Annotated in this window: 19 protein-coding genes and 1 pseudogene; 14 read left to right on the top strand and 6 right to left on the bottom strand. The window is 70.9% G+C overall.

Going from position 1 to position 25,900, the window contains the following annotated elements; translation table 11 throughout:
- Window positions 1-98: 98 nt before the first annotated feature.
- From AB0G56_RS28220 to AB0G56_RS28210, 3 genes are all read right to left on the bottom strand, one after another.
- On the bottom strand, window positions 99-851 hold the full coding sequence (locus tag AB0G56_RS28220) for a transcriptional regulator (protein WP_360974290.1): 753 nt from the start codon (window positions 849-851) through the stop codon (window positions 99-101).
- Window positions 852-1,668: 817 nt separating this feature from the next.
- On the bottom strand, window positions 1,669-2,190 hold the full coding sequence (locus AB0G56_RS28215) for a transglycosylase SLT domain-containing protein (RefSeq protein WP_360974540.1): 522 nt from the start codon (window positions 2,188-2,190) through the stop codon (window positions 1,669-1,671).
- A gap of 698 nt (window positions 2,191-2,888) precedes the next feature.
- Window positions 2,889-3,215, bottom strand: a complete 327-nt coding sequence (locus tag AB0G56_RS28210; RefSeq protein ID WP_360974287.1) for a helix-turn-helix domain-containing protein — start codon at window positions 3,213-3,215, stop codon at window positions 2,889-2,891.
- An 84-nt stretch (window positions 3,216-3,299) separates the two neighbouring features.
- On the opposite strand from AB0G56_RS28210, the gene AB0G56_RS28205 reads away from it, so the two are divergent.
- The 4 genes from AB0G56_RS28205 (at window position 3,300) to AB0G56_RS28190 (ending at window position 7,638) form a co-directional block, all read left to right on the top strand.
- Window positions 3,300-4,532 carry an MFS transporter gene (locus AB0G56_RS28205; RefSeq protein ID WP_360974284.1) on the top strand — a complete coding sequence of 411 codons (1,233 nt, stop codon included), beginning with the start codon at window positions 3,300-3,302 and terminating at the stop codon, window positions 4,530-4,532.
- 327 nt (window positions 4,533-4,859) lie between these two features.
- Window positions 4,860-6,104: a serine hydrolase domain-containing protein gene (locus AB0G56_RS28200; protein ID WP_360974281.1), complete on the top strand. Its 1,245-nt coding sequence runs from the start codon at window positions 4,860-4,862 to the stop codon at window positions 6,102-6,104.
- Window positions 6,105-6,500: 396 nt separating this feature from the next.
- A complete protein-coding gene (locus AB0G56_RS28195) occupies window positions 6,501-6,623 on the top strand; it encodes a hypothetical protein (protein WP_360974278.1) in 123 nt (40 codons plus the stop codon).
- A gap of 52 nt (window positions 6,624-6,675) precedes the next feature.
- A complete protein-coding gene (locus tag AB0G56_RS28190) occupies window positions 6,676-7,638 on the top strand; it encodes a LysR family transcriptional regulator (RefSeq protein ID WP_360974275.1) in 963 nt (320 codons plus the stop codon).
- Between the two features lie 106 nt (window positions 7,639-7,744).
- On the opposite strand, the gene AB0G56_RS28185 is transcribed toward AB0G56_RS28190, so the two are convergent.
- Window positions 7,745-10,069, bottom strand: coding sequence for a M9 family metallopeptidase (locus AB0G56_RS28185; RefSeq protein ID WP_360974272.1), 2,325 nt, complete (start codon window positions 10,067-10,069; stop codon window positions 7,745-7,747).
- Between the two features lie 199 nt (window positions 10,070-10,268).
- Here AB0G56_RS28185 and AB0G56_RS28180 point away from each other — a divergent pair, with 199 nt between their 5' ends.
- The 3 genes from AB0G56_RS28180 (at window position 10,269) to AB0G56_RS28170 (ending at window position 13,773) form a co-directional block, all read left to right on the top strand.
- Window positions 10,269-11,312, top strand: a complete 1,044-nt coding sequence (locus AB0G56_RS28180) for a proline racemase family protein (protein WP_360974269.1) — start codon at window positions 10,269-10,271, stop codon at window positions 11,310-11,312.
- Window positions 11,309-12,244, top strand: a complete 936-nt coding sequence (locus AB0G56_RS28175; protein WP_360974266.1) for an ornithine cyclodeaminase family protein — start codon at window positions 11,309-11,311, stop codon at window positions 12,242-12,244. The genes AB0G56_RS28180 and AB0G56_RS28175 overlap by 4 nt, the downstream gene beginning before the upstream one ends.
- A gap of 86 nt (window positions 12,245-12,330) precedes the next feature.
- Window positions 12,331-13,773, top strand: coding sequence for an aminopeptidase P family protein (locus tag AB0G56_RS28170; protein WP_360974263.1), 1,443 nt, complete (start codon window positions 12,331-12,333; stop codon window positions 13,771-13,773).
- Between the two features lie 166 nt (window positions 13,774-13,939).
- On the opposite strand, the gene AB0G56_RS28165 is transcribed toward AB0G56_RS28170, so the two are convergent.
- Window positions 13,940-15,931 (bottom strand): carbohydrate-binding protein, encoded by a 1,992-nt coding sequence (locus AB0G56_RS28165; RefSeq protein WP_360974260.1) that lies wholly within the window; start codon window positions 15,929-15,931, stop codon window positions 13,940-13,942.
- Window positions 15,932-16,193: 262 nt separating this feature from the next.
- Between AB0G56_RS28165 and AB0G56_RS28160 the strand changes: the two genes are divergently transcribed.
- The 6 genes from AB0G56_RS28160 (at window position 16,194) to AB0G56_RS28135 (ending at window position 23,573) form a co-directional block, all read left to right on the top strand.
- Entirely contained in the window at window positions 16,194-17,147 is a 954-nt protein-coding gene (locus AB0G56_RS28160; RefSeq protein WP_360974257.1) for a sugar ABC transporter permease, read from the top strand.
- 10 nt (window positions 17,148-17,157) lie between these two features.
- The gene (locus tag AB0G56_RS28155) at window positions 17,158-18,048 is read left to right on the top strand and encodes a carbohydrate ABC transporter permease (RefSeq protein WP_360974254.1); all 891 of its coding nucleotides are present in this window, start codon (window positions 17,158-17,160) and stop codon (window positions 18,046-18,048) included.
- Between the two features lie 64 nt (window positions 18,049-18,112).
- Window positions 18,113-19,462, top strand: a complete 1,350-nt coding sequence (locus tag AB0G56_RS28150) for a sugar ABC transporter substrate-binding protein (RefSeq protein WP_360974251.1) — start codon at window positions 18,113-18,115, stop codon at window positions 19,460-19,462.
- A 58-nt stretch (window positions 19,463-19,520) separates the two neighbouring features.
- Window positions 19,521-21,020, top strand: coding sequence for a glycoside hydrolase family 36 protein (locus tag AB0G56_RS28145; RefSeq protein WP_360974248.1), 1,500 nt, complete (start codon window positions 19,521-19,523; stop codon window positions 21,018-21,020).
- A gap of 90 nt (window positions 21,021-21,110) precedes the next feature.
- The gene (locus tag AB0G56_RS28140) at window positions 21,111-22,268 is read left to right on the top strand and encodes an ROK family transcriptional regulator (protein ID WP_360974245.1); all 1,158 of its coding nucleotides are present in this window, start codon (window positions 21,111-21,113) and stop codon (window positions 22,266-22,268) included.
- Between the two features lie 63 nt (window positions 22,269-22,331).
- Complete coding sequence (locus AB0G56_RS28135) at window positions 22,332-23,573, top strand: Gfo/Idh/MocA family oxidoreductase (protein ID WP_360974242.1); 1,242 nt, start codon at window positions 22,332-22,334, stop codon at window positions 23,571-23,573.
- A gap of 340 nt (window positions 23,574-23,913) precedes the next feature.
- Here AB0G56_RS28135 and AB0G56_RS28130 read toward each other — a convergent pair.
- Window positions 23,914-24,642, bottom strand: a pseudogene (locus tag AB0G56_RS28130) (MFS transporter); the annotation flags it as partial.
- A 139-nt stretch (window positions 24,643-24,781) separates the two neighbouring features.
- Between AB0G56_RS28130 and AB0G56_RS28125 the strand changes: the two are divergent.
- Window positions 24,782-25,498, top strand: coding sequence for a helix-turn-helix domain-containing protein (locus AB0G56_RS28125; RefSeq protein ID WP_360974239.1), 717 nt, complete (start codon window positions 24,782-24,784; stop codon window positions 25,496-25,498).
- The last annotated feature ends 402 nt before the right edge of the window (window positions 25,499-25,900 follow it).

Raw genomic sequence — 25,900 nt, 5'->3', positions numbered from 1 at the left:
CAGGGGCCGCGGGCGCGGGCGTGCTCCCCCGGTCTTTTCCCGCAGGCAGGGTCGTGCCCCGGGCCGGTGGCCCGCGGGGGCGGGCGGCCGGTGCCGTGTCAGTGATCCTCGGGCATCTGGTCATCGCGATCGGTGTCGGTCGGGCCCAGCCGGACGCAGCATGCGCCGGGCTCGGGAGCCAGGACGGCCTGGATGCCGTGGACCTCCAGGCCGGTGAGGTAGCCGCTGAGGAAAGCCTGGTTCATGCCGCACACCAGGTCAGGAGCCTTCGCGGCCAGGGGATGGAACGGGCAGTTGTGCAGCCGCAGCCGGGTGGAGGTTTCCCGGACGGGTTCGTAGCCGTACTCCTCCAGCAACCCCTCGCAGGCGGTCAGCCCGCGCTCGGGGCCCAGGCGCCCGGGCCGGGTCGCCTTCCGTGCGGCGGCCCCCATTCGCAAACCACGCTGCTCGGCGGTCCGCAGGGCCGCCTGTGTGGCGTTCTCGCCGGCTTCCTCGGTCAGGACGGCGTCCAGGAGGAGGTCCGCCAGGAGTACGTGGCGCCGGTCGGGGATGCTCACGGTGATCTGGGCGCCGCTGGGTTCGTACACCTTCGGCCGTCTGCCGACCTTGCGGATCCCGCCGGGCGTCTCGTAGCGGGCGCGCAGCAGGCCGGCGTCGACGAGTTTGTCGAGGTGGAAGGCGGCCAGCTTGCGGGAAATGCCCACGCTCGCGGCGGCCTCGTCGCGGGTGACGGCGTGGCCGGCACGGCGGATGAAGGCGAACATGCGCCGCCGCGAGTCCTCGCTCAGGACGCTTACGGAGTCGATGGCGCTGCCGACCGCGTCGGCCGACGCTGCCTGATCGGAAGCCACAAGACCACGGTAACCCCCATGCGCGTAGGCACAAGTACTCCCACTGTCCTGATTTCCTGCGCGCCTTTGAGACCTTCGCCGATAAGACCGAGATTTGCTGGTGAAACTGCAGGAGATCGCGGTGACCGATGCGGCACGGCTCCGGGCGAAGCGCCCGGTCAGCGCCTCGCTCGCTTACCCGCACGGCCGGCCACCCGCTCCCTCCGAACCTGGTCATGGTGCCGATCGGCGCCTGGCAGGCTGCGGAGGACCCGGCGAAGACGATTGCCTGGTAGAAGCCCGAGCGGCACAGATCCGGCTCGGTGCGCAGCAGGCGCAGCGGCTCGGTCAGGAGCGCTGCGCACCGGCAGGCCGCTCATGGCTCTCTCCGGGGTCGGCCCGTTCTGTGAGACGTCGACGATCAGCGCGGACGGCGGCCTCGTCCTGTTCGGTCGCTCCGACACCAGCCCGGTCACCGCCGACGACCGCGCCTCCACCAGCTTCGTCCGCGAAGTGGCGTCCGGCACCACCCGGCCCGTCCCGGCCGCCAGCGCAGGCACGGGTCCGCTCAGTGCCGACGGCCGCTTCACGGTCCGATTCGTCCGCCCTGGCTGTCTGCTCGGCGTCACGTCGGGCCTGGTGCGGCGTGGCGATCCAGCCGCATCCGGCACCGCACCCCGGGCGGGTCCGCAGGCCGTCCAGGGCCGTCTTCATGCGGCCCTGGTGGTGGGCATCTCTGTCGCCATCTTGCTGCCCCCGTCCGGCGGCCGACCTCGTCACCTGCGGGACGAACCCGGTACGAGGCCGACGTGGCCGGCGCCCCGTGCGGACGGCCCGGTCAGTAGGCGGAGTTGACGTTGTCGATGGAACCGTAGCGGTGAGCGGCGTAGTTGGCGGCTGCGGTGATGTTGGCCACCGGGTCGGTGATGCTGTGCGCGGTACCGGCGACGTGGTAGGCGTTGAAGGTGGGGTCGATGACCTGAAGCAGGCCCTTGGACGGGACACCGTTCTTGGCGTTCACGTCCCAGTTGTTCTGTGCGTTGGGGTTGCCGCCGGACTCGCGCATGATGTTGCGCTTGAGGCCCGCGTAGCTGCCCGGGATGCCCTTGGCTTTCATGACCTGCAAGGACTCATTGATCCAGCCGTCGAGGTTGTCGGCGCTGCCGGTCTTCTGCTGGACGGCGCGCTGGCTGGGGTGGGTGGAGGCCTTGGCCGCGGTGGCAGCGGACACCTGCGTCGTCATGTCGGCGGCCTGCGCGCTGGCCGGTATCAGGGTGAGGGCGACGGCCGCGGCGCCGGTCGTGGCGAGGCCCGTGAGACCGATGGTGCGCAGGCGGGCGATGCGGGTGCGGGTGGTCATGGCCATGCGAAAGCAAACCTTCCGGAGGGGACATCGTCAGTGCCGGCCGCTGTCGTGCCGCGGCGGCGTCGGGGCAGCCGCGATCACGAGCAGCAGGCCCACAGGGAGTCGGGTGCGTCCGGTCGTCCGGGCCGCAGCGACGACAGCCATGATTAGCGGCGGCCGGCACGGGACGCAATGGTGTGACCTACTACCCGCCTACGGAGAAATGCCCTAATTCGGACCCAATAGTTACATAGCACCTGTTCAGGGGCTTCCGTACTTACGGCCCTCTTTAAGACGTGACACCCCTCGCATGGCCGGCGTCACGCTCCCGAGGCACCGGGAGACCTCGAATGCCGCACCTCGGCCGACTCGTGGACCTCCTCCAGGGTGAGGTCGCGCGCCTGGGCGCCCCCCTGGGCGTAGATCGTGGCCCGACCCTCCCCCCTTGCAGGCGCGCCAGTGCCGCCCGCACGGGTGTCCGGCTCACGTGACAGCAAGGCGGCGAGGCTGTTCTCGCGGGGTGCCTGTTCCGGTGCGGGGCTTGGCCCGGTCCACTGTCCGGCGACGCCGCCTCTCACCCCCGGACCGGGAGGCCGTGCGGCGGCGCCGTAGGGGCCGGCTGCGGCGGCAGAACAGTCCCCGGCAGGCCTGCCACCTCGCATGTTCCGCGACAACCGGCGCCCGTCGTGCTGCCGCGCCACACCCCGAGGTCGTCAGGCTTCCCGCGCCATAGCCGCCATCAGCGCGTCCAGCAGGCCCGGTGCGGCGTCCTGCAAGGCGGCGCGGCGGAGGCGGTGCCCGCGGGAGGGGCCGACCATCACCGGGTGAAGGACGCCGGCCTCGACGAGGATCTTGAAGTGGTGAGTCGCGGTGGATTTGCTCAGTCCCTCGTAGAGATCCGAGCAGGGGGCTTCGCCGGCGGGGTGTGTCGCCAGGCGGCGGAGCATTTCCAGGCGTGCGGGGTCTGCGAGTGCGCGCAGCAGTTTCTGTACGCCTGCGACGGGCGGCAACTGGTCGGGCGGGGTCTCCCAGGGCGGCATCAGACAGCTCCAAGTTTGACGAGCATCGTACTTCTCCCTAGTGTCCTCGAAGTACGACTCACATCATACTTGTCAGGAGTCCTCGTGAAGGCGCTCTCCCCCGGCCGTCGTCCCCAGTCATGGAGTTACGCGGCCCTCCTCGTCCTCCTCATGCTCGGGCAGGCGACCTCCGCCATCCCCTCACCGCTCTACTCCCTGTACGCCGAGAAGTGGGACTATCCACCCGTTCTCACCACCGTCATCTTCGCCGCGTACGGCGCCGTGGCGGTCGTCGCGATCCTCGTCTCCGGGGCCCTGTCCGACCGGTACGGCCGGCGCCCCGTGCTCCTCGTCGCCGTCCTCCTGCTGCTCGCCGGGCTCGCCGTCTTCGTCTTCGCCGCAGGACCCGGATATCTCGTCGTGGCACGGATGCTCAACGGCCTGGGGATCGGCGCGATCGTCGTCGTCGGCGGGGCCGCCCTGCTGGACGTGAGCCCCGAGCGAGCGGCCCGGAGCGGGACACTCACCGCCATCGCGTTCAACGTGGGCATCGCCGTTGCGGCGCTCGGCACCGCAGGTCTTGCCCAGACCGGCTTCCACCCGCTGCTCCTGCCCTACCTCGCCGACGCGCTCATCGCCCTGGTCCTGCTCGCCCTCCTCCTGGTGATGCGTGAGCCGCGCCCCTCGGCCGGGGCCGCGCCCCTGGGCATCCCCCGCCCGCACGTACCCGAGGAGATCCGCGGACGCTTCGTCTTCGCTGTGATCGGCGCCGGCGCCGCCTGGGCCGTGCTCGGGGTCTGCTTCTCACTGGAACCCTCGATCGCCGCCCACGCCGCGCACATCGACGGACCGTTCTTCGGCGGAGTCGTCATCGCGGCCGTGACCCTCGCCGCAGCCTCCACACAGGTCCTCAGCGCCCGCTACCCGGCCCGCACGGTCGCACTCGTCGGCGACACGGCGCTCGCCGTGCTCATGCTGGCCGGAGTGGGCGGCTTCGCGACCGGCAGCGCCGTCGTCATCATCGTCACCGTCGCACTCCAGGGCGGCGCCTACGGACTCGCCTTCGGCGGCTCCCTGCGCCACTTGACCGTGCACATCCCCGCCGAGCGGCGCGGGTCCGTCATGTCCATGTTCTACCTGCTCGCGTACGGGGCGCTCATCACGCCCACACTCCTGGTGGGCATCGGCGCGACCGTCTGGGGCGGCACCGCGATCTTCCCCGTCTTCTCCGTGCTCGCGGCTCTTCTCTGCCTCTCCGCCGTAGTCGTCGAGCGCGTGCTGGGACGTCGCGGAGGACGCCCTGTGGTGACGCGGCCGCCCGCTGAGGTGCGCAGGTGAGTGGCGCTACGTCCACGCACGCCTCCGCGGTGCGGAAGCCGCGGAGAACATGGCCGGCGTGCAGACGGCTGCCGCGATCCTCGCTGTGGGCGCGGATACCGGTCGTGCGCAGATGACCGTGGATCCGGAGGGGGCAGGCACCGGTCTGTGCACCCCCCGCCGTGGACACAACAGGCCGTCGTGACCTGACCCGCAGTCAGGTGTCCGGGTTCGGTCAGGGTCTGCTCAGGGGCGTTCCCTGATGAGCTGGGCTGCCGGTGCGGAAGAGAATCGTGGTCGGGCCGGTCGATCACCGGTCCGACCACCAAGGTTATGGAGAGCGCCATCGTGAACAGCTCAGCGCGTCGCACCCGTTGGACCATCCTGACCGCCTGCGGGGCCCTGCTGACGGCCCTGGCCACAGGGGTGGCCGCTCCCGCCTCCGCCACCGCGTCAGGCCCCACCCGCGCTGCCGCCACCGTGCCGTTGCCTGGGCTGGATCCGGCCGCGCTCGAAGCAGCCATCGGCGGCCTGCCGAATGCGGATGTCACCGGCGCGCTGCTCCGGATCAGTGGTCGTGCGGGCCACTGGTCGGGCACATCGGGTGTGGGCAACCTGCGGTCCCATCAGGGCGTGCCGTCCGACGCGCACATCCGGATCGGCAGTATCTCGAAGGTCTTCACCGCCACGATCGTTCTCCAGCTCGCCGCTGAGCACCGGATCGAACTGGACGAGCCTGTCCAGCGGTACCTTCCGGGCGTCCTGCCTGCCGGCCTGCCGGCCGTCACTGTCGGCCAACTGCTCAACCACACCAGCGGCCTTCCGCGCGGCGCTGCGAGCCCCGACTTCGGCGACGGCAGTCCTGAATGGTTCGCCACCAACCGTTCGAAGAGCTTCACACCGCAGCAGGTGGTCGACCTGATGGCGGGCCAGCCCATGCAGTTCGCGCCGGGAACCGCGCAGCAGTACAACGGGATGAACTACTACGTCGCCGGCCTGCTGGTCGAGAAGATCACCGGGCACGGCTTCGCCGACGAGGTGCGATCCCGGATCACCCGGCCGCTCTCCCTGCACGACACCTATGTCCCCGACGCCGACGACCCGCGGCTGCCGAACCCGCACTCTCACGGATACCTGATGGTCAAGTCCCCGGACGGCACCACGCATCCGGTGGACGTCACTGAACAGAGTCCCTGGCCCTGGGCGGAGGGCGGCATGATCTCGACCCCCGCCGACCTCGACCGCTTCATGACCGCACTCTTCCGTGGCCGCTTCCTTCCGCCGGCCCAACAGGCCGAACTCTTCACGGTCCCCGCCGTCGCCAGTTTCCACAGCAGCCAGTGCCGTACCGAGGCAGACGCCGGCCGGGCCTGTATGACCATGGGACTGATGCGGGTCAAGGCGTCCAACGGGGTCGTGGTCTGGGGCAAGACCGGCTCCCGTCCTGGCTACACCAGCGGTGTGTTCTCCACCCGTGACCTCTCCCGCAAGATCGTCTACTCCCTCAACCCCACCAATCTCAACGGCACCGAGATCCGCTACGTCCAGCAGATCGCCGCTGCCTCCTTCGGCTCCGTGGTCCCGGCAGCGTAGAGGCGACCGCGGGCCGGTTGCGGCGTCCCCAGTGCCCTGCGACAACCATCCCCAGGCCCTGGACGAGGGCGCCGGCTTGCTGCTTCCACCGCTCGCACCGCTGCCTGGCCCACGCCCGCCAAGGCGGCACTGCAGCCACCCGGAAGGGGGCCGGCGGGGCCTGGCCTTCCTGCGGTGCAGGCGTCGGCCCAGCACGCGTGCAGGCCCGTCATCCTCTCTCTGGGGACGCGGACGCAGCCGTGGGACCCGCGACCGCGCCCTGGCCCGGGGGCCCCTACCGTGATCTCCTGCCGGGGCTCCGGTCGCCGCATCCAGGCCCGCGTCGTGCACGGGCGGTATGCGCCAGGACAGCGACCGGGTCTTCCGCCCCGGCAGGCATGGCCCCGGCAAGGTCTCGTGCCGCGCAACGTATACCCGGACACCGGGTTCGCCCGGCTGTCGTACGGGCAGGCCCGGGCGCTGCTGGACGAGCACCGTACGGACGGTGCGGTCGGACGCCTGCACCGGCAGCCCCAATAGCCGGGATCAGCCGTAAAATTGGCGCGCTCCTGAGAGATCTGGACGGGTGCTGATGGAACTCGAGCTCCGACACCTGCGGATGCTGTGCACGATCGCCGACACGATGAGCCTCGGCAGGGCGGCCACGGTCCTGGGGTGCTCGCAGCCGGCGGTCAGCAGCCAGCTGAAGCGCATCGAGCGGCTGATGGGCGAGGTGCTGTTCGTCAGGGGCAGTTCCGGAGTGACGCCGACCCGTTTCGGGGTCGAGGTGGTGGTGCAGGCACGCGAGGTGGTTGCGCTGGCCAACGCGATCGGGAGGCGGTCGACGGCGGGCGCGCACAGGACCGACCGGGTGGTGCTGCGGGTGGCCGCGACGAACACGCCCATCCTTCCGGGGCTCCTGCAACGGGCGCGCGCCGTCCTTCCGGCTCTCACCGCGCAGGTGAGCAGCGTGTATTCCTCGGCCGAGATCGTCGGGCTCCTGGAGGAGGACAGACTGGACGCCGCCGTCGCCGTCGACTACCCGGGACAGGAACTGAGCCATTCGGCGGCGGTGGTGCGCCGCGGCATCGTCACCGAGCCCAGCTTTGTGGCCCTGCCCGCCCACCACCCGGCGAACGGGCAGTTGGACGTGCCTCTGCTCGACCTGGCAGGTGACGCCTGGTTCCTGACTCCCGACGACGGCGCTGGCTGGCCCGGGGTCTGCTACGACGCCTTCCGGGCAGCCGGCTTCGCCCCCGTCACGGTGCACGAGTTCCTCGGCGACCGGGACCAGTTGCAGCGGATGATCGCCGACGGGCTGGGGGTCTCCGTGGTCCAGGCGACGTGCAAGCCGAACCCGGGCGTGGTCGTCAAACCGTTGGCCGGCACACCGCTGTGGTGCCGCTACGTGCTGGTGTGGCACCGTGAGCGGGTGTCCGACGAGGTCGCGGAGACGCTCTTCGGCGCGGCCCTGGCAACGTACGAGGAACTCATCGCCCGGGCACCGCACTTCCAGGCGTGGGCCGCCCGCCACTACCGGACTCCGCGGCGGTAGGTGTGCGGGGCCGTACGAGGCCCGCGCATGCCGAGGCCCCGGCCCGGCCGACCGGAGTCGACAGGCGCCGCGGCCTCGGTTCAGTCGGTCCGTCGCCGCCAGGAGGTCAGTACGACGTGGTGACCGTGACCCCGCTGAAGTCGGTCACCGCGTACAGGCTGATGTAGCGGTACCCCGCCTCGGCGTTGGTGACGGTGATGCTCTCGTTGTTGTCCGGGGCGGTGGACCTCTCGGTGAACGTGGACGGGCCGGCCCATGTCGTCGGGTCGTAGTACAGGTCGGCGTTGCCGCTGCCGCCGCTGGTGGTGACCTTCAGGGTGGTGGTGCCGGCCGGCAGGTAGATCCACAGGTAGTCGGTGTCGCCGGCGACCCTGGACCGGTCGGCGCGGTAGCAGTTCCGGGCCATGGCCTGGACGTTGGAGTCGGTGCACGCCGTGGCCGAGCCGCCGCCGTCGTGGCCGCCACCGGTCAGGGTGTCGAGCCATGCGTCGAAGTCGGCGTCGTAGCTGGTGCCGATGCTGTTGTAGACGTCGTAGGCGCCGTGGTAGTCCCCGGTCCGCATCTTGGACAGCATGGCCTGGATCTGGTCCGGGTGCTTCTCGGTCATGTACCGGACGGCCAGGTAGCCCCACGGGTAGGTGCGGGTCTCGTCGTCGATGGCGTAGGTGTTCTGGAACAACTGGCTGAGCTTGTAGGTGTGCTTGGCCGCCTCGGTGATCGCGCCGTCGTCGGTGAGGTTGCGGTAGGTGTAGGAGACGTACTCCGCCTGGCCTTCTATCCACCAGACGTCCGGCACGGTGATCTGGGTGCCGAAGTCGCCCTTCATGTCGTAGATGGACTGCTGGACGTGCGCGAACTCGTGGTTGAGGTTCCACGCGTGGGCCGGAAACCCGTTGTCGGTCGGCCACTGGTACAGGATGGAGTAGGCGATGTTGCCGGGGTCGGCCGGCGTGCCGGTCAGCGTCTCACCGCCGTTGTCGGTGTCATTGCCGAAGATCGCCCACGAGTAGGTCGTGTAGTCGCTCCTGCTCCCGAAGATGACCATCTTCAGGTCGAAGTACTCACCGGGGATCGGCGTGCTGGTCTTGACTTGGTTCCGGTAGAACGTGACCTCGTTCGTCAGGCTCGTGCAGACGTCGGTCTGCTCCGTCGCTGTGAGCGCCTGCGCCATGATGGTGAAGTTGCTGCAGCGGTAGTTGATGGGCAGCGCGGCCGCGGTGAGCTGCTTCGTCAGGTCGCAGACCCCGTAGTAGGAGCACTGGCCCGGGTCCCCGGTGGCGGCCCGGTAGGCGACGTGCACCCACAGGTTGTCGGTGGCACCGGTGATGGACGAGCCGTCCAGCAGACCCTTGAGAAGCGGGCGGATCCTGCTCTGCAGGGCCGGGATCTGGATGAAGTTGGCCAGGTCGTTCCCTGCGTTGGAGTCGAGGACGTCGTTGGCTTTGCCGAGCAGGTCGCGGTGGTCGAGGGTGAAGTGGTAGAGGGTGTCGGCGATGCCGGGGTCGGCACTGATCGCGGTGACGAAGTCCGAGAGCCACGGGCCACGCCACAGCGGGGTGTAGATCGCGTTCAGCGCCCGGTCCATCTCCGGAACGGCATCCCAGGATCTGCTGTCGTAGGCATCGAGGTACCGGGAGTAGACGTTCAGGTAGTCGGCCTGCACCTGCGCGCTGTCGGTGAGGACGAACGCCTGCTCCAGCACGCCGCCGTTGCCCGCGCTGACGTCGTTCGCGTGGCCGCCGGCGAACAGCGCGTCGAACCCGTTCTCGATGGCGCTGCGGAGCGAGGAGTCGTACGTGCCGACATCCTGGGGGTCGCCGTACTGCACGTAGTAGCCGGCGCGCATGAAGTACATCAGCTCCTGCAAGCCGCCGGAGTCGTCACCGGTGTAGGAGCCGGCCGCGCTCGCGACGCCGTTCGCCACCGCGAGCATCTGCGACTGGCCGAACACCGCGTGCGCGTCCGAACCGGTCAGGCTGAACAGGGGGTTGATGCAGGAACTCCGGTCCACCGTCTTGATGTACGACACCAGGTCACTGCCGGACCGGTCCGCGAAGTCCGCCGTGGTGCACGACGTGACGGCAGCGGGCCGGGCGGCTCCGGCAGCATCGAGTGGCGTGTGTCCTGACGGGTGTGGCTCGGACGGCTTCGCCGAACCCAGGGCGGCCGGCTCCCCGCGCAGCTTCGCGGGCAGCGGCTTCGACTGCGTGGCGGGGGCTTGGGACTGAACGGTCTCGGGTCCGGTCGGCGTGGCCTTACCTTGCTGCTCGGCCGCCCGCACTGCCGCGGAGGGGGCCGAGGCGGCCGGTGACGGGACCGGCCTCGTGACGCCGGGCGCCGCGGCGGCCTGGGTGGTCATGAGGCCGATGACGAGCCCTCCGGCCGCCAGACCGGCGGCCAGGGTTCTGGGCAGGAGCGATCGACAGTGCATCGCATCTCCAGTGGGGGGAGCGAAGAGGAAGCAGCCCGGGGAGGCGGGCAGCGGTATGTAACATTGCATTGGGGTGAAGTCGTGGGCAATGCTCAAGGACCCAGCACTGTCTCCGGTCGACCCATAACACCGGCGCGGACACCGGCGAGCGGGAGCACCTGTGCACAGGTCGCCGGCGCCTGACAGGAGTGAGAAGCGGATGACGAGGACGCAGCCGATCGAGACGGTCGACTGGCACACCGGCGGCGAGCCGTTCCGGATCGTCGTGGACAGCCCGGACGCGGTGACGGCGGAGGGGCCGACCGTCGCCGAGCGCCGGGTCGTCGCGACCCGGAGCGAGGACGTGCAGTGGGTGCGGGCGCTGCTGTGCGGCGAGCCGCGCGGCCACGCGGACATGTACGGCGGCTTCCTGGTGCCGCCCGACGACGCCGGCGCGCACCTCGGCGTCCTCTTCTGGCACAACGGCGGGTTCTCCACGGCGTGCGGGCACGGCACCATCGCCCTGGGTGCCTGGGCGGTCGCCTCGGGCCGGGTCCCATCGCCCGCCGACGGGCTGACCGACGTCGTGATCGACGTCCCCTCCGGGCGCGTCACGGCGAGCGTGCGGACCGGCAACGGCCAGGTCCAGGACGTGACCTTCACCAACGTGCCCGCCTACGTCCACGGGCGCGGCATCGGCGTGCCGACCTCCCGCGGGAAGGTCACCGTCGACATCGCGTTCGGCGGCGCGATGTACGCGGTGCTGCCGGCAGCGTCCGTCGGACTGCGCGTCCGGCCGCAGGACGTCACCGAACTCACCGCCGTCGGGCGGGAGATCCGCGACGCGCTCAACACCGCCCACGCTGCCGAGCACCCCCTCGACCTGCGGTTGTCCGGCGTCTACGGGACGATCCTCACCGAGGAGACCGGGCCCGCCGAACTGCGGGCCGACGGCAGCCGGCTGGTGCGGCAGCGCAACATCACGGTGTTCGCGGACGGCCAGGTCGACCGGTCCCCGTGCGGTTCCGGCACATCGGCCAGGATCGCGGTCCTCGACGACGCGGGGCAGCTGCGCCCGGGCGACGAGTTGCGGCACGAGTCCGTGGTGGGCTCGGTGTTCCACGCCCGGATCACCGAGCGGACGGCGGTCCACGGGATCCCGGCGGTCGTCACGGCGGTGACGGGCACCGCACACGCGGTCGGCACGTGCCGGTTCACCGTCGATCCGCGCGACACGCTGCTGCCCGGGTTCGTGCTGCGATGACCGAACTCATCGACGCCGAGCGGGTCTTCGCCCTGGGGCCGGTCGCCGCGGTCCGGGCCGTCCGCGACGCGCTGGCCGCGGGCCTGGACCCGGATGACGACATGCCGCGGGTCGTCACCGAACTGGCCGGCGGGCAGGGACTGCTGATGCCGTCCGAGGCCGGCGGCTGGTTCGGGGTGAAGGTCGCGACCGTCGCCCCGGGCAACGCCGCCCTCGGCCTGAACCGCGTCAACGCGACGTACCTCCTGCACGACAGCCGGACCCTGACGCCGGCCGCGATCCTCGACGGTGTCGCGCTGACGACGCTGCGCACTCCCGCCGTCTCGGTCGCCGCCGGCCTCGACCGGCTGCACGCGCTCGCGGCCGGCGCCCCCGAAGGGCTGCGGCTGGTGGTCTTCGGCGCGGGCCCGCAGGCCGAGTGGCACGTCCGGACGATCCGGGCGCATGCGCAGGTCGCCGACGTCACGGCGGTCACCCGCCGAGGCGGCGCGACGACCGGCTGGGCGGACCGCCACCTCGCCACGGACGACACGGCCGTCGCCGATCGCGTCCGCGCCGCGGACGTCGTGGTCACCGCGACCTCGGCCCGCGAGCCGGTCCTCGACGGGCGGCTCGTCCGCGACCCGGCGCTCGTGCTGGCCGTCGGCTCCCACGAGCCGTCGGTGCGCGAGCTCGACGGCACGCTCATGGGACGCGCCGTGGTCGTCGTCGAGAGCAGGGCGAGCGCACTGCGCGAGGCCGGCGACGTCGTCATGGCGGTGAGGGAGGGTGGGCTCGACCCGCGCACACTGGTGACCATGGCCGATCTGCCCACCTCGAAGGCCGTCCTGCCCGCCGATCGTCCGACGGTCGTCAAGACCACCGGGATGGGCTGGGAGGACCTGGTGGTCGCCATCGCGGTGTACGAGCGGGGAGAGGCGGATCGGCAGTGAGCGCAGGCGAGGTGACTTCCCTCTGTCTCTGTGCCATGTGAAATGGTACTGTCCGCAAAGGGTTCTCCCGACGGACGGAGCGTACGGTGGGACGAGACGACATGCGGCCGCGCGAGGGCGCCGGCCACGACCGCGCGGTACCGCCCACGCTGGCGGAGTGCTTCACGCAAGGGTGGGCCGAGACGGTTCAGGCGGCGCCGGTGCTGCCCGGGGCGGCGTACGCGGCCAAGCGCCGCGCTCTGCTGTCCGCGCGCTTCCCCGGTGAGCGGATCGTGATCCCGGCCGGCGGCCTGAAGGTCAGGAGCAACGACTTCGACCACGTCTTCCGGCCGCACTCCGCGTACCTCCACCTCACCGCGGAGGAGGGCGCGAGTGCCGTCCCGGACAGTGTCCTCGTCCTCGAACCGACGGGCACCGGCCACGAGGCCACCGTGTTCACCCGGCCGCGCTCCCCGCGCGACGGCGGGCCGAACGGCACCGAGTTCTACCGCGACCGCCGCCACGGCGAGTTCTGGGTCGGCCGGCGCCGCACTCTGGCGGAGACCGCCGACGCCCTGGATCTCACGGTCCTCCCCCGCGACGATCTCGCACGCGCCCTCGCTCCGCGCGTCCCGATCAGGGTGGTGCGCGGCCAGGACCCGGTGGTCGACGAGGCCGCGCCGCCCGCCACCGAAGCCGAGTCCGAACTCCTGACGTTTCTGGCTGAGTTGCGGATGGTCAAGGACGACTGGGAGATCGAACAGATGCGCGCTGCCGTGGGGCACACGGTGGCCGCCTTCCACGACGTGGCGGGCGAACTGCCCACGGCGACGCGGCTGGCGCGCGGCGAGCGCTGGATCGAGGGGACGTTCGATCGGCGGGCCCGGCTGGAGGGTAACGGCCTCGGCTTCGAGACGATCGCGGCGGCCGGTGCGCACGCGTGCGTCCTTCACTGGATGCGCAACGACGGCCCGGTCCGCGACGGCGAACTCCTGCTACTGGACGCCGGCGTGGAGGCCGACACCTGCTACACGGGCGACGTGACCCGCACCCTGCCGGTCGGCGGGCGCTTCACCGACGTGCAGCGCCAGGTGTACGACCTGGTGTACGCGGCCCAGACGGCGGGCATCGCCGCACTGCGGCCCGGCGCGCGGTTCGGGGACTTCCACGATGCCGCGACGCGCGTCATCGCCGAGGGCCTGGACGCCTGGGGCCTGCGCCCGGGCGGCGCCGGTCCGCACGACCGGTCCCTGTACGGCCGTTACACCGTCTGCGGCACCGGGCACATGCTCGGCCTGGACTGCCACGACTGCGCCGACGCCCGGAGCAGCGCCTATCTGGACGGGGTCCTGGAGCCGGGGCACGTCCTGACCGTCGAGCCCGGCCTGTACTTCCAGCCCGACGACCTGACGGTCCCCGCGCAGCTGCGCGGCATCGGCGTGCGGATCGAGGACGACTTCCTCGTCACCGCCGACGGCGCCGTCTGCCTGTCGTCGGCCCTGCCGCGCGCCGCGGACGACGTCGAGGCGTGGGTGTCCGCCGCGCGCTGACTTCACGCATCCCCGCGCGTCAGCCGCGCAGGCGCCGCTCGACGACGAGGTTCGCGCCGACGACGAGGGGGCCGCCGGCAGTGTGACGCCGAGGGTCACGGGCTGGTCGGAGCGGCGCAGCGCGTCGTGGAAGAGCCTCGTAGGACGTCCTGTCGCCGGTGGGAGTTCAGCTCACTGTGATCCAGTCGACGTCGGGGCTCCAGTCGGAGTCGTTGCCGATGGTGATGGCGTTCCTGGTGCCGGGCTGGAGGTCGAGGCTCACCGTGACCGAGCCCGGGGTCTCCCAGTCGGCGGTGGCGGGGAAGGCGACGGTCCGCGACATGCCGCCATCGACCCGGACGGTGGCCGAGCGGGCGACCGCGCTCGTGTACCGCACGGTCACCGACTTCGTTGCGCCGTCACCGCCGTCCACGCCGGGGAAGGTGAGGGTCGCGCCGTTGCCGAGGTAGCCGACCTTGGCGCCGCCGGAGCAGTGCGCGCAGTCGGCGATCACGGCCGTGCCGGTCCGGGTGTTGCCGTCGGCCTCCGCCTCGTGGACGGCGGGGTCGGTGCCACCGGGATCGACGGTGAGGTCACCGAGGTCGAGCCAGCCGTCCGCCTGCTGGCCGGCGTTGGCGAACCGCAGCTTCTTCGCCGCCGAACTGACGTCCTCCAGCGGGTTCTTGGCCTTCATGACGAGCTGGTAGCCGCCGGCGGTGACCCCGGTCAGGTCGACGGTCGTGTCGAAGTAGCGGGACGATCCGTAGTCGAGGTAGGTGGGGTCGGAACCCACGTTCCAGTCGGGGAATGCCCGGATCTTCTTCGGCATGACCTCGCGCAGGTCCCAGGGCGTGTCCCAGGTCCTGACGACGTTCCCGGAGGAGTCCTTCAGCCCTAGGCTGATGGTCCAGGGGTAGTAGAACGGGGCGACCCCGTCGTTGCTGATCCGCACCCCGACGGTGGTGCTGTGGGCGGCGGTGTCGTGGAAGTGGGCGCTGTCGACGGCGAGGTCGTAGCCCATGAGCCGGACCGCGGCTCCCACTCCGGCGTCGGACGAGGAGTAGGCGGCACTGCCCTCGTTCATCTTCCAGGTGGTGTGTTCCAGCTCGATGCACGCCTTCATGTCGTCCACGTCGCCTGAACCGTTCGGCCAGTCGGTGAAGGCCCTGGACTGGATCTCGGGACGGACCTCGCCGCCCATGGATGCGGTGGTCCAGCGGTTCTCCACGCCGTGTTCGAGGGCTCGCTGGAGCTGGGAGTAGGACGCTCCGCCCATGGATACCGGCAGAGTGACACCGGCGAGCGGACTGCCCTCGCGGAAGCAGAAGGAGTCGTCGTGGTAGCCGACGGACGGCAGGTCGTCGGCGGCTCCCCCGGCGGAGTCGGCGTACCGGATCTCCAGCTTGGTCCGCCTGAAGGCGCTGTCGTAGGCCCGCACGATCTCGGCGGCGTGGGCGTCGGTCGGCATGTAGTTCGGGTACGAGTCGCCGGATGTGTCCGTGTCGTAGGGCCAGGTGTGCCACTCGCCCCAGAGCCCGATCAGGCCCATGTGGATGAAGCCGATGCGCGGGTCGCCGTCGTAGCGGGCGCCGAAGGCGGCGATGAAGCCCTTCAGCGCGTCCAGCAGATACGCGTTGTCGTAGTCCGGACTGGTGGTGCCCCAGCGGAGGTTGGTGCGGTAGGCGACGTGTCCGTCGAAGCACGGGGGGATGGCGTTGGAGGGGTGGCCGTTGCCGGGGTCGTCCGGGTACTCGATGTAGAAGCGCAGGGCGGTCTGGTTGCCGTAGGACGCGCTCTCGTCGAGTGCGCGGTCCAGGACGCTCCAGTCGTACCTCGAGCAGTCCGAGGGGTCCTTCATCACCTCGGACAGTCCGAAGTAGCTCCACGTGAGCGAGTGCGGATAGCCGGTGTTCTGGTCGGCTCCGGGCCGGTAGAAGCGAGCGAACCCCTTGAGCGGGTTGTCCAGCGGGGCATCGGCGCGTGCGAGGGTGTGAACCGGGAGCGAGGGGTCCGGGTCCGGGCGCTCCGGCACGCCCCGGGGCGCGGCGTTCACGGTGTCAACTGGCGGTAACGCGCCCGCGGTGAGCGGCAGTGCGGCCGCGCCGAGGGCAAGGACGAGGGCGGTGGAGCCGAGCGCGGTCAGCAGTCGTCTGCCGCATCGCTGTGCGAACGTGCGCATTCTGTCAGCCTCCGAGAACGGATGGGGACGGTCGTCCGACGGCGCCGGGCCTGTCGGCGCGGCCTGGCCGGCCACCGTAGGGACTGCGTGGATTCGAACTCGGCCAGGCGTCGGACACTTCGCCGACGCCGGCCCACAACGGAGGCGCGACCCGGCTCCGTTATGCGACAGCATTGACAAAGTTTCACTGTTGCTCATCAATATGTTGTCCACGGTGCCCCACTGGCAAGAGGTGCGGCGCAAATCCCTTCGGAGGGGAACCATGGGCGCACGCACAGCGGTGGCGCCACCGCACGAGAGCACCGGCACGTCACCGGGCGGGGCCTCGACGCCACGCGGACGGCGCCGGCCCCGCGACGACCGGAGGGCGGCGTGGCTCTTCCTGGCCCCCGCACTGCTGGGCTTCGCGCTCTTCTACGCGTATCCGACCGTGCGGGGCATCTACTACTCGCTCACCGACTACAGCCTCATCGCCACGCCCGACTTCGTCGGCGGGGACAACTACAGCCGGCTGATCGGCGACGAGCAGTTCTGGAACGCGCTGAGGGTCACCGGCTACTACGTGCTGGTGAACATCGTGTCGCAGACCCTGCTGGCGCTGGTCCTGGCGACGCTCATGCACCGTCTGACCCGGTCGGTGGCGCTGCGCGCGATGCTGCTGGTTCCGTGGCTGGTGCCCAACGTGACCGTCGGCCTGCTGTGGATGTGGCTGCTCGACACCAACCTCGGCCTGGTCAACCACGTCCTCAATGCCTTCGGCATGGGCACCACCGGCTTCTTCACCTCGCCCGACTGGGCCATGCCGAGCGTGGCCGCGGTCAACACCTGGGCGTACACGGGCTACACGGCGCTGCTGCTCTACGCCGGCATGCTCCAGGTCCCGCAGTACCTGTACGAGAGCGCCTCACTGGACGGCGCCGGCGAGTGGCGGCTGTTCAGGAAGATCACGCTGCCGCTGCTGCGGCCGGTGCTCTCGCTGGTGCTGGTGGTGTCGCTGATCGGCTCGTTCCAGATCTTCGACACGATCGCGGTCACCACCAAGGGCGGCCCGGTCAGCGCCACGCGGGTCATCTACTACTACATCTACGAACAGGCCTTCACCAACTTCCACATGGGCTACGCCTCCGCCGTGGCCGTGGTGCTCGCGGTGATTCTCGGTGTGCTGACCGCCGTACAGATGCGCCTGCTGCGCGCTTCCCGCTCGGACCTGGCCTGAGGAGCAGACCATGACACGCATCCTGACCAAGGCCTCCCCCGGCCGACTCGCCGCGTGGACGGTGCTCGTCATCGCGCTGTTCCTGACGGTCTTCCCCTTCTACTGGATGGTCCGCACCGCCCTGACCCCGGCGGCCGACCTGTACACCGACTCCACCGGACTGGTCCCGGACCACCCCACGATGGTCAACTTCCTGCGGGTGCTCGGGCTCACCAGCCAGGAAAGGGCCGTGGCGGCCGGCGGTTCCGGCGCGCAGGTCGACTTCCTGCGGTACCTTCTCAACTCGGTCGTGTACAGCGGGATGATCGCCGTCCTGCAGACGCTGTTCTGCGCGATGGCCGGCTACACCTTCGCCCGGCTGCGCTTTCCCGGCCGCAACGTGGTCTTCGCGGTGCTGATCGCCGCACTGATGGTGCCCCCGATCTTCACTGTGCTGCCCAACTTCGTCCTGGTGAAGGACCTTGGGTGGCTGAACACCTTCGTCGGCATGGTCGCGCCGAGCGTGCTGATGACACCGTTCGCGGTCTTCTTCCTGCGGCAGTTCTTCCTGTCGATCCCCCGCGAGGTGGAGGAGGCCGCGATCCTGGACGGCGTAGGCCCCTGGGGGATCTTCTGGCGGGTGGTGCTGCCCATGACTCGCGGCCCGCTGCTCACCATCGGGCTCACCACCACGGTGTGGGCCTGGAAGGACTACCTGTGGCCGCTGCTGTCCGGCCGGGACGAGGAGACGCGGGTGCTCACCGTCGCCCTCGGCATCTTCCAGCAGCAGTCGCCCAACACCCAGCCCGACTGGACCGGACTGATGGCGGGGTCCGCCCTGTCTGTGCTGCCCGTGCTCATCCTGCTCGTCCTGCTCGGCCGGCGCCTGGTCGAGTCCCTCAACTTCACCGGCATGAAGTGATCGCCTCCCCCGGAGCGACCGCCCGCCCCCGCCGATCCCGTACGAGCCAGGAAGGCCCCTCGCGATGAGACCCCGACACCTGCGCGCCGGCGCGGCACTGCTGTGTCTGGCCGCCACCACCGCCCTCGTCTCCTGCGGCGGCCCGGGCGACACCACCGACGGGAGGACCACCGTCGACTACTGGCTGTGGGACGACCTCCAGCTGCCCGCCTACCAGGAGTGCGCGACCGCCTTCGAGAAGGCCCACCCGGACATCGCCGTCAAGATCACGCAGACGGCGTGGAACCAGTACTGGCAGAACCTCACCACGGAGCTCGTCTCCGGTGAGGCCCCTGACGTGTGGACCAACCAGGCCACCTATTATCCCCAGTTCGCCGCCGGCAAGCAGTTGCTGGACCTCCAGGCCTACGTGGAGCGGGACAAGGTGGACCTCTCCGCCTACCAGCCCGGCCTCGCCGACACCTGGGTGAAGGACGGCAAGCGCTACGGGCTGCCCAAGGACTGGGACACCATGGCGATCGTCTACAACACGGACATGCTCGAGAAGCAGGGCGTGGACGCCGCCGAGCTGAACGACCTGACGTGGAACCCCGCCGACGGCGGCACCCTGGAGCAGGTGATCGCCAAGGCCACCGTGGACAGCAAAGGCCGCAACGGTCTCGACCCCGCATTCGACAAGAACCACGTGAAGGTCTACGGGTTCCTGCCCGAGTGGGCCGACGGCGCCCAGGGCCAGAACGGCTGGGGCAACTTCGCCGCCGCCAACGGCTTCGAGTACCTCGACAAGAAGACCCGGGGCACGCACTACGAGTTCGACGACCCCAGGCTCGCCGAGACCATCTCCTGGTTCCGGCACTTGATCGAAAAAGGCTACGCGCCCCGTCTGGACCAGCAGTCGAGCGTCGCCAGGACCGAGCTGCTCATCGCCGGCAAGGGCGCCATGTCGCTCGCGGGCTCCTTCACCGTCTCCACCTTCACCGGCCCCAAGGTCAAACAGCACTTCGGCTTCGCCGCGATGCCGACCGGCCCGGCGGGCCGCAAGAGCGCCATCAACGGCCTGTCGGACTCCATCTGGGCCGGCACGCACCACAAGGAGGAGGCGTGGATGTGGGTCAAGTACCTCGCCTCGGCCGACTGCCAGGACCGGGTCGCCGCGCACGGTGTCGTCTTCCCCGCGCTGAAGAGCTCCACCGAGAAGGCTCTCGCCGCGCACGAGGCCCACGGTGACGACGTACGTGCCTTCACCGACGCCGTCGGGACGCGGGGCGTCACCTTCCAGCTCCCCGTCACCGAGCACGGCACCGAGATCAGCCCCCTGGTCCAGGACGCCATCCAGTCGGCGATCCTCGGCCGGGACGAGCCCGCCGACGCCCTGCGCTCGGCCAACGACAAGGTGAACGGCCTCTTCGGCTAGTGCTGCGGCCCGCGAACAGCAGTTCCGTACCGTACGAACCCCAGACGCAAGGAGATCCATGGCCCAGCTCGTAGAACTCGACGGGCGTGCCCTCGCCGTCGAGCTCGAAGGCGACACACCGCCCCAGCCCGTCGACGGCGGTCTGCTGCTGCCACCCGGCCGGACGGCCGTGCTGCACGGGCTCGGTGACGCGCTCTTCTACCGCCACGGCCACAACTCGTGGAGCCCGTGCGGTTGGCGCCGGCTCTCCGAGGCGCCCTTGCGCATCGAGAGCCCCGAACGCCGCCGCACCGCCGACGACACCGTGTGGGACGACCCCGCCCGGCACCACTCCTCGGCCGTCGCCGCCCTGCAGGGACCCGACGGACAGGTGCTGCTGCTCGGCGCGCTCGGCCTCGACATCCCGCGGCTGACCGCCGACCGGGACACGCTCGTGGGCTGGTACGAGCGCGACGGGGCACCCTGGTTCCTCGCCCACGGCACCGAGGAGGAGGTGTTCGCCGCCTACGCCCGGCAGCTCGCCGCGCACCTCGGGCACAGTGCCAAGCGCGCGGGGAACGTGTGGTGCAGCTGGTACGCGTACTACGAGGACATCACCGAGGAACAGCTCACCAAGGACGTCACCGCGTTGCGCGGTCTGCCCTTCGACGTCGTCCAGGTCGACGACGGCTGGGAGCGGGCGGTGGGCGACTGGGAGGCCAACGACAAGTTCCCGTCCGGAATGCGGGCGCTGGCCGACCGGATCACGGACGCCGGGCTGCGGCCCGGGCTGTGGATCGCCCCGTTCATCGTCCTGCCCGGTTCCCGTACCGCCCGTCAGCGGCCGGAGCTGCTCCTGCGCGACGAACACGGCGAGCCGGTCGTCGCCGGACACAACTGGGGGGTCGGGTACTGGGCGCTCGACCTCACGCTGCCCGCGGCGCAGGAGCACCTGCGCGAGACGATCCACCGGGTCAGCCGGGAGTGGGGGTTCACCTATCTCAAGCTCGACTTCATCGGCGGTGGCGCCGTGCCCGGCGTCCGCTCCGTCGACGTGGGCCGCGAGACGGCCTACCGCACCGGCCTTTCGATCATCCGGGAGGAGGCAGGCCCGGACGCCTACCTGCTCGGTAGCGGCGCCCCGCTGCTGCCTTCTCTGGGACTGGTCGACGGCATCCGCAGCGGCCCCGACGTCGCGCCGATGTGGGAGCACTACGCCACACAGGACCCTTCGGACGCGCTGGCCCGCAACGCCGTCGTCAACACGGTGCACCGGCTGTGGCAGTCACCGCTGTTGGAGGTCGACCCGGACGTCGTGTACTTCCGCAGCCGTCTCAACCTCCTGACCGACCAGCAGCAGGGCCTGCTGCGCGACCTGGCCGACATCTGCGGGTTCCGGGCGGTCTCCGACCCCCCGGGGTGGCTGCATCCCGAGGAACTCCAGGCGATGAGGGCGTACTTGACCAACCGGCCAGAGGTGCGCCGGCTGGGCCGCTACCGGTTCGCGCTCGACGGGCGGGAGGTGGACTTCACCGCGGCCGTGACGCCCGGCGAAGAGCAGCGGTACCCCATCGCCTGACCTCTTATTGCACGCGGCCACGACCACGAATTAGTAAACTGCTCAGCATTATTCCGCGGTGGCCACCGCAACGCCTCAGGGAGCACCAGCATGGCGACGACCGGAACGGACATGTCCCGGATGCGCGAGATGAACCAGCTGTCCATCGTGGGGGCGCTGCGCGGCAACCCTCCCTCCACGGTCACCGAGCTGGCGGCCCGGGCCGGCCTGTCCCGTCCCGCGGTGGACGTGCTGGTGCGGTCCCTGGTCGCCGACGGGTGGGCGGAGGTCGAGGAGCCCGGGGCCAGCAGCGTGGTGGGGCGGCCGGCCCGCCGTTACCGGTTCCGCGCCACCGCAGGGCACGTGCTCGGCATCGACATCGGTGTGCACAAGATCCTCGTCGTCCTGAGCGACCTGGAGGGCCACCTGGTGCGTACCGTGCGCCGCCCGGCCGATCCCGGGGCGGCGCCCGAGGCCCGGCTGGCCGCGGTCGACCGCGTCATCGACGAGGTGCTGCGCGGCGCGGGCATGGCCCCCGCCGACATCTGGGCGGTGACCGTCGGCGTGACCGGTCCGGTCGACGGCAGCGGCAGGACCTCGCTGTCCAGCCCGCTGCCCGGCTGGAGCGAGGCCGACCCGGCCGCCCACCTCGCGGCCCGGTTCTCCTGCCCCGTGCAGGTGGAGAACGACTGCAAGCTCGCGGCCGTCGCCGAACGCTGGAACGGCGTCGCGCAGGACGCCGACGACATCGTGTACCTCCTCGCCGGTCTGCGCACCGGCGCCGGCCTCATCCTGGACGGCACCCTGCGCCGCGGTCACGGCGGCGCCGCGGGAGAGATCGGCGCCCTCAAGGCCGTACGGTGGCTCAGCGCGCCGGACCATCTCCAGTCCTGCCCCGGGGTGCCGTCGACGGCCGCGCCGGGCGAGGCAGCAGCCTGGGTGTTCCAGGCGGCCCGGGACGGCGACCGGAACGCGCGGACGGCCGTCCGGCGCTACACCCGCGACCTCGCGGTCGGGGTCGCCGCCCTCGTGCTCGCCCTGGACCCCCAGGTCGTCGTGTACGGCGGCGGGTTCTCCCGGTCCGCCGACGTGGTCCTCGGCCCGCTGCGCCGCGAACTCACCAAGCACTGTCTGCGGCTGCCGGAGCTGCGTGCCTCCACCCTCGGCGACGAGAGCGTGGCCGTGGGGGCGGTGCGGCTGGCCCTGGACGAGGTCGACAGACGGCTGCTGAGCGACGGACTGTCGGCGCCGACCGCGCCGCGCCGATAGCAGTGGGCCTGTGCCCGCCGACGCCCGTACGTATCACCTGAACAGGAACGAAGGGACAACCCAGTGAGCACCCGTGACCAGATACCGGCTCCACAGCTGCGCGTCGGTGTGATCGGCGTCGGCCAGCGCGCGGACATGGCCGCACTGGTGAACCGTTCCGGCACCGCCCGCATCGTGTCCTGCGCCGATCCGTCTCCCAGGGGCCAGGAGGACGCCAGGCGCCTGTTCGGTGCCCATGTCGCGGTGCACGACCGGTACGAGCGGATGCTCGACGACGAGCTGGACGCCGTGTTCGTCCTCACCCCCGACCACCTGCACACCCGGCCCGCGCTGTTCTTCCTCGCCGCGGGCGTGGCGGTGTTCGTGGAGAAGCCGCTGACCATCACCGTCGCCGACTGCGACGCGTTGCTTCAGGCCGCGTTCCGCTCCCGCGCCCGGCTCTACGTGGGTCACAACCTGCGCCACCTGCCGATGCTACGGCGGATGCGCGACCTGATCGACGACGGCGCGATCGGCCGGGTCCGCGCGGTGTGGTGCCGTCACTTCGTGGGCCACGGCGGAGACTTCTACTTCAAGGACTGGCACGCGGAGCGCAGCAACACCACCGGTCTGCTGCTGCAGAAGGGCGCCCACGACCTCGACGCCATCCACTGGCTCGCCGGGGGCTACTCCCGCAACGTCGTCGCCCAGGGGGCCCTGGCCGTCTACGGCGAAAACCCGCGCCGCACCACGCACGAGACCGTACCGCCCGGTCAGCGCATGCCCGACTGGTTCGACCCGGACATCTGGCCGCCGTCCGCCCTGCGCGACCTCAACCCCGTCGTCGACGTCGAGGACATCAGCATGATGCTGGCCCGGCTGGACAACGGCGTGCTCGCCAGCTACCAGCAGTGCCACTTCACGCCCGACTACTGGCGCAACTACACGGTCATCGGGGACGAGGGCCGCTTGGAGAACTTCGGCGACGGCATCGACGGCGACCCCGCGCGGGTCGACGTGTGGAACCGGCGCCGCTCCGGCTACCGCGGCGACGCCGACCTCTCCGTCCCGGTCGTGGCGCCGGCCGAGGACACGCACGGCGGCGCGGACCGGGCGCTTGTCGAGGAGTTCCTGCGCTTCGCCGCTGCCGGAGGTCCCACGGAGACCTCACCCGTCGCCGCCCGCGAGGCGGTCGCCGCCGCGGTCGCCGCGACGACCTCGCTCCGCTCCGGGGGCGCACCGGTCGACGTTCCCGCACTCGACCCGGCGATCGTCCGCTACTTCGATGAGCACCAGCCCACCGGGAAGCCGGCGGGCACGGTCTGAAACCGCATGCGCAGGACGTGGTGCTCAGTGCCGCCGCTCCACGGGTGCTGCGGGTGCGGCGTTCGTCGGCTCGCGGTGGCTCCCGGCGTGGAGCCGGTTCCGGCGAAGGTTGAGGGAGTGCGGTCGAAGGCGAAGCACCCGGTCGCGCGGCGCGGGCTGGCGGGCAGGCGGGCAGGCGGGCTGGCGGGCTGGCGGGCTGGCGGAGGAACGTCCGGGGCCGTTCACCGTTCGGCGCCTGGGCCGCACGGAGCCGGTCGCCGTGGTGGCAGGGCGACAGGCGCCGAGCGCCCTGCCACGGCATGCACGGTCTGCGCGCCCGTGTGTCCGATCCTCTACGGGATCACCAGGCAGCGACGTTCTCGGTGGCCTCTGCCTCGTCCGCGGCCACGGGGGTCGGGTTCTTCGGTCCGCGCAGGGCGATGCAGACGAACAGGGCGCCCATGGCGGCGGTGCCCACCCACATGGCCTGCTGCCACCCGTCGACGAAGGACTGCTGGGCGGCGTGGACCAGGCCCTGGGCGCGCGGGCCTGCGCCGGGTGCGGCCTCCAGGGCGTTGGCGATGCCGTCGCGCGCGGTGTCCGCGGTGCCCTGCGGGATGCCCTGAAGCCTGCCGTCGATGGAGCTGCGGTAGCCGGCCGACGGCAGCGCGCCCAGCAGCGCGACGCCCAGTGCGGTGCCGAACTCCCGGGTGACGTCGTTGAGGGCGGAGGCGACGCCCTGCTTCGCGCGCGGCAGTGAGCTGGTGATGGCCTCCGTGGACGGCGTCATCGCCAGACCCGAGCCGAACCCCAGGGCGAGCAGGCCGGCCAGGACGGACAGACAGCCGCCGTCGACGGAGACGAACAGGGCCATCAGGGCCAGGCCGGCACCGGTCAGCGCGATGCCGATGGCCAGGGTCCAGTGGACGCCGATCTGTGCGGCCGACCCGGGGGCCACAGCGGAAGCCGGGATCAGCGCCACGGCCATGGGCAGCATCGCCGCCGAGGAGAGCAGCGCCGACCAGCCCAGCACGGCCTGGAAGAACGGCAGGAGGACCACGGTGATACCCGCCTGGACACCGAAGGTCACGGAAGGGATCTTCCTGCTTGCTCATCCACCGTAGTGGCGTAAACGGGCGACACCTTCCACTTCCGTCAGAGTGGGAGACGTGCCTGCTCGGAGCTCTCGGAAACCAGGCCGACCACTACCGGCTTCCACCGGCGGACCCGTGCCGCCTGCCCCGGCCACCGGGCTGCGCGCCGATGCCCGGCGCAATCACGACCCCATCCTCGAAGCCGCCCGCGAGGCATTCACGGTCCAGGGAATCGACGTACCCGTCACAGCGATCGCCCGCCGCGCAGGGGTCGGCGCAGCCACCCTCTATCGGCACTTCCCCACCCGAGCCTCGCTCGTCACCGAAGCCTTCGCCGCACAGATAGCCGGCTGCGTCGCCATCCTCGACGACGCCCTGGCCGACCCTGATCCCTGGCGTGGGTTCTGCAGCGTGATCGAGAAGGTGTGCGCCGTGCAGGCCACCGACCGGGGCTTCACGGCCGCCTTCCTCTCCCAGTTCCCCGACGCCGTCGGCTACGAGCGCGACCGCACCCGCGCGGAGAGGGGCCTCGCCCAACTGGTGCAGCGAGCCAAGGACTCGGGGCAACTGCGCGCCGGCTTCCACCCCGCCGACGTCACTCTCCTGCTCCTGGCCAACAGCGGTGTCGTCGGAGAATCCCCGCAGGTCTGCCTGGCCGCGTCCCGCCGCCTGGCCGCCTACCTGCTCCAGTCCTTCCGGTCCGGCCCCACCGAGCCCCTGCCCCCGCCGGCACCGCTGGGACTCCAGCACATCCACCAGCCCCCGCCCACCCGCCGGCAGGTGGGCGGAGGGCCCCGCCTCGAGCTCGCCGGCCAGGCCAGGACCTTCAGGTCCGCAACGCCCGCGTCGTAGGTCCGGCCCCTCTCGACAGGCATGCCGGTGGTGGCGCTCGAACGCGCCGCGCATCACGTACACCGCGGCGACGGCCTCGACGGCGGCCAGGGCGACATCGGCCACCGGTCGCACCCCGCCCCCACCGCTGCGTCCGCCGCCCACGCCCGCCCGTGCGGCCGAAGCGTTGCGGCAGGCCCCGGGCCGTGCCCTCGAGCGCGGCCGGACGGTCCCCGCGCTGCGCAGCAGCGTTTCTCGGAGCGCCGTCACGTGATGCCTGGCATCTTCCATATGTCAAGCATCGACGCGCCGACAGTTCCGGTCAGGCCCGCCGCCGGAAGAGGTGAGCTGGCATCAGAAGATTACCCTGACGGGTCAATGGCCAGTCAATTACTCATAATTAATGACTATTTGATGACCCAT

This window comes from Streptomyces sp. NPDC021356 (assembly GCF_040641015.1).
Lineage (GTDB): Bacteria > Actinomycetota > Actinomycetes > Streptomycetales > Streptomycetaceae > Streptomyces.
Note: the sequence above shows the minus strand (reverse complement) of the source record. Positions and strands in the feature narration are given on the sequence as shown.

Bases quoted from the DNA above. Each gene is read 5' to 3' on its own strand.
- AB0G56_RS28155 (WP_360974254.1), top strand. From the start codon at position 17,158: ATGACACGCATCCTGACCAAGGCCTCCCCCGGCCGACTCGCCGCGTGG.
- AB0G56_RS28150 (WP_360974251.1), top strand. From the start codon at position 18,113: ATGAGACCCCGACACCTGCGCGCCGGCGCGGCACTGCTGTGTCTGGCC.
- AB0G56_RS28145 (WP_360974248.1), top strand. From the start codon at position 19,521: ATGGCCCAGCTCGTAGAACTCGACGGGCGTGCCCTCGCCGTCGAGCTC.
- AB0G56_RS28160 (WP_360974257.1), top strand. From the start codon at position 16,194: ATGGGCGCACGCACAGCGGTGGCGCCACCGCACGAGAGCACCGGCACG.
- AB0G56_RS28185 (WP_360974272.1), bottom strand. From the start codon at position 10,069: ATGCACTGTCGATCGCTCCTGCCCAGAACCCTGGCCGCCGGTCTGGCG.
- AB0G56_RS28215 (WP_360974540.1), bottom strand. From the start codon at position 2,190: ATGACCACCCGCACCCGCATCGCCCGCCTGCGCACCATCGGTCTCACG.
- AB0G56_RS28175 (WP_360974266.1), top strand. From the start codon at position 11,309: ATGACCGAACTCATCGACGCCGAGCGGGTCTTCGCCCTGGGGCCGGTC.
- AB0G56_RS28180 (WP_360974269.1), top strand. From the start codon at position 10,269: ATGACGAGGACGCAGCCGATCGAGACGGTCGACTGGCACACCGGCGGC.
- AB0G56_RS28210 (WP_360974287.1), bottom strand. From the start codon at position 3,215: ATGCCGCCCTGGGAGACCCCGCCCGACCAGTTGCCGCCCGTCGCAGGC.
- AB0G56_RS28165 (WP_360974260.1), bottom strand. From the start codon at position 15,931: ATGCGCACGTTCGCACAGCGATGCGGCAGACGACTGCTGACCGCGCTC.
- AB0G56_RS28140 (WP_360974245.1), top strand. From the start codon at position 21,111: ATGGCGACGACCGGAACGGACATGTCCCGGATGCGCGAGATGAACCAG.
- AB0G56_RS28190 (WP_360974275.1), top strand. From the start codon at position 6,676: ATGGAACTCGAGCTCCGACACCTGCGGATGCTGTGCACGATCGCCGAC.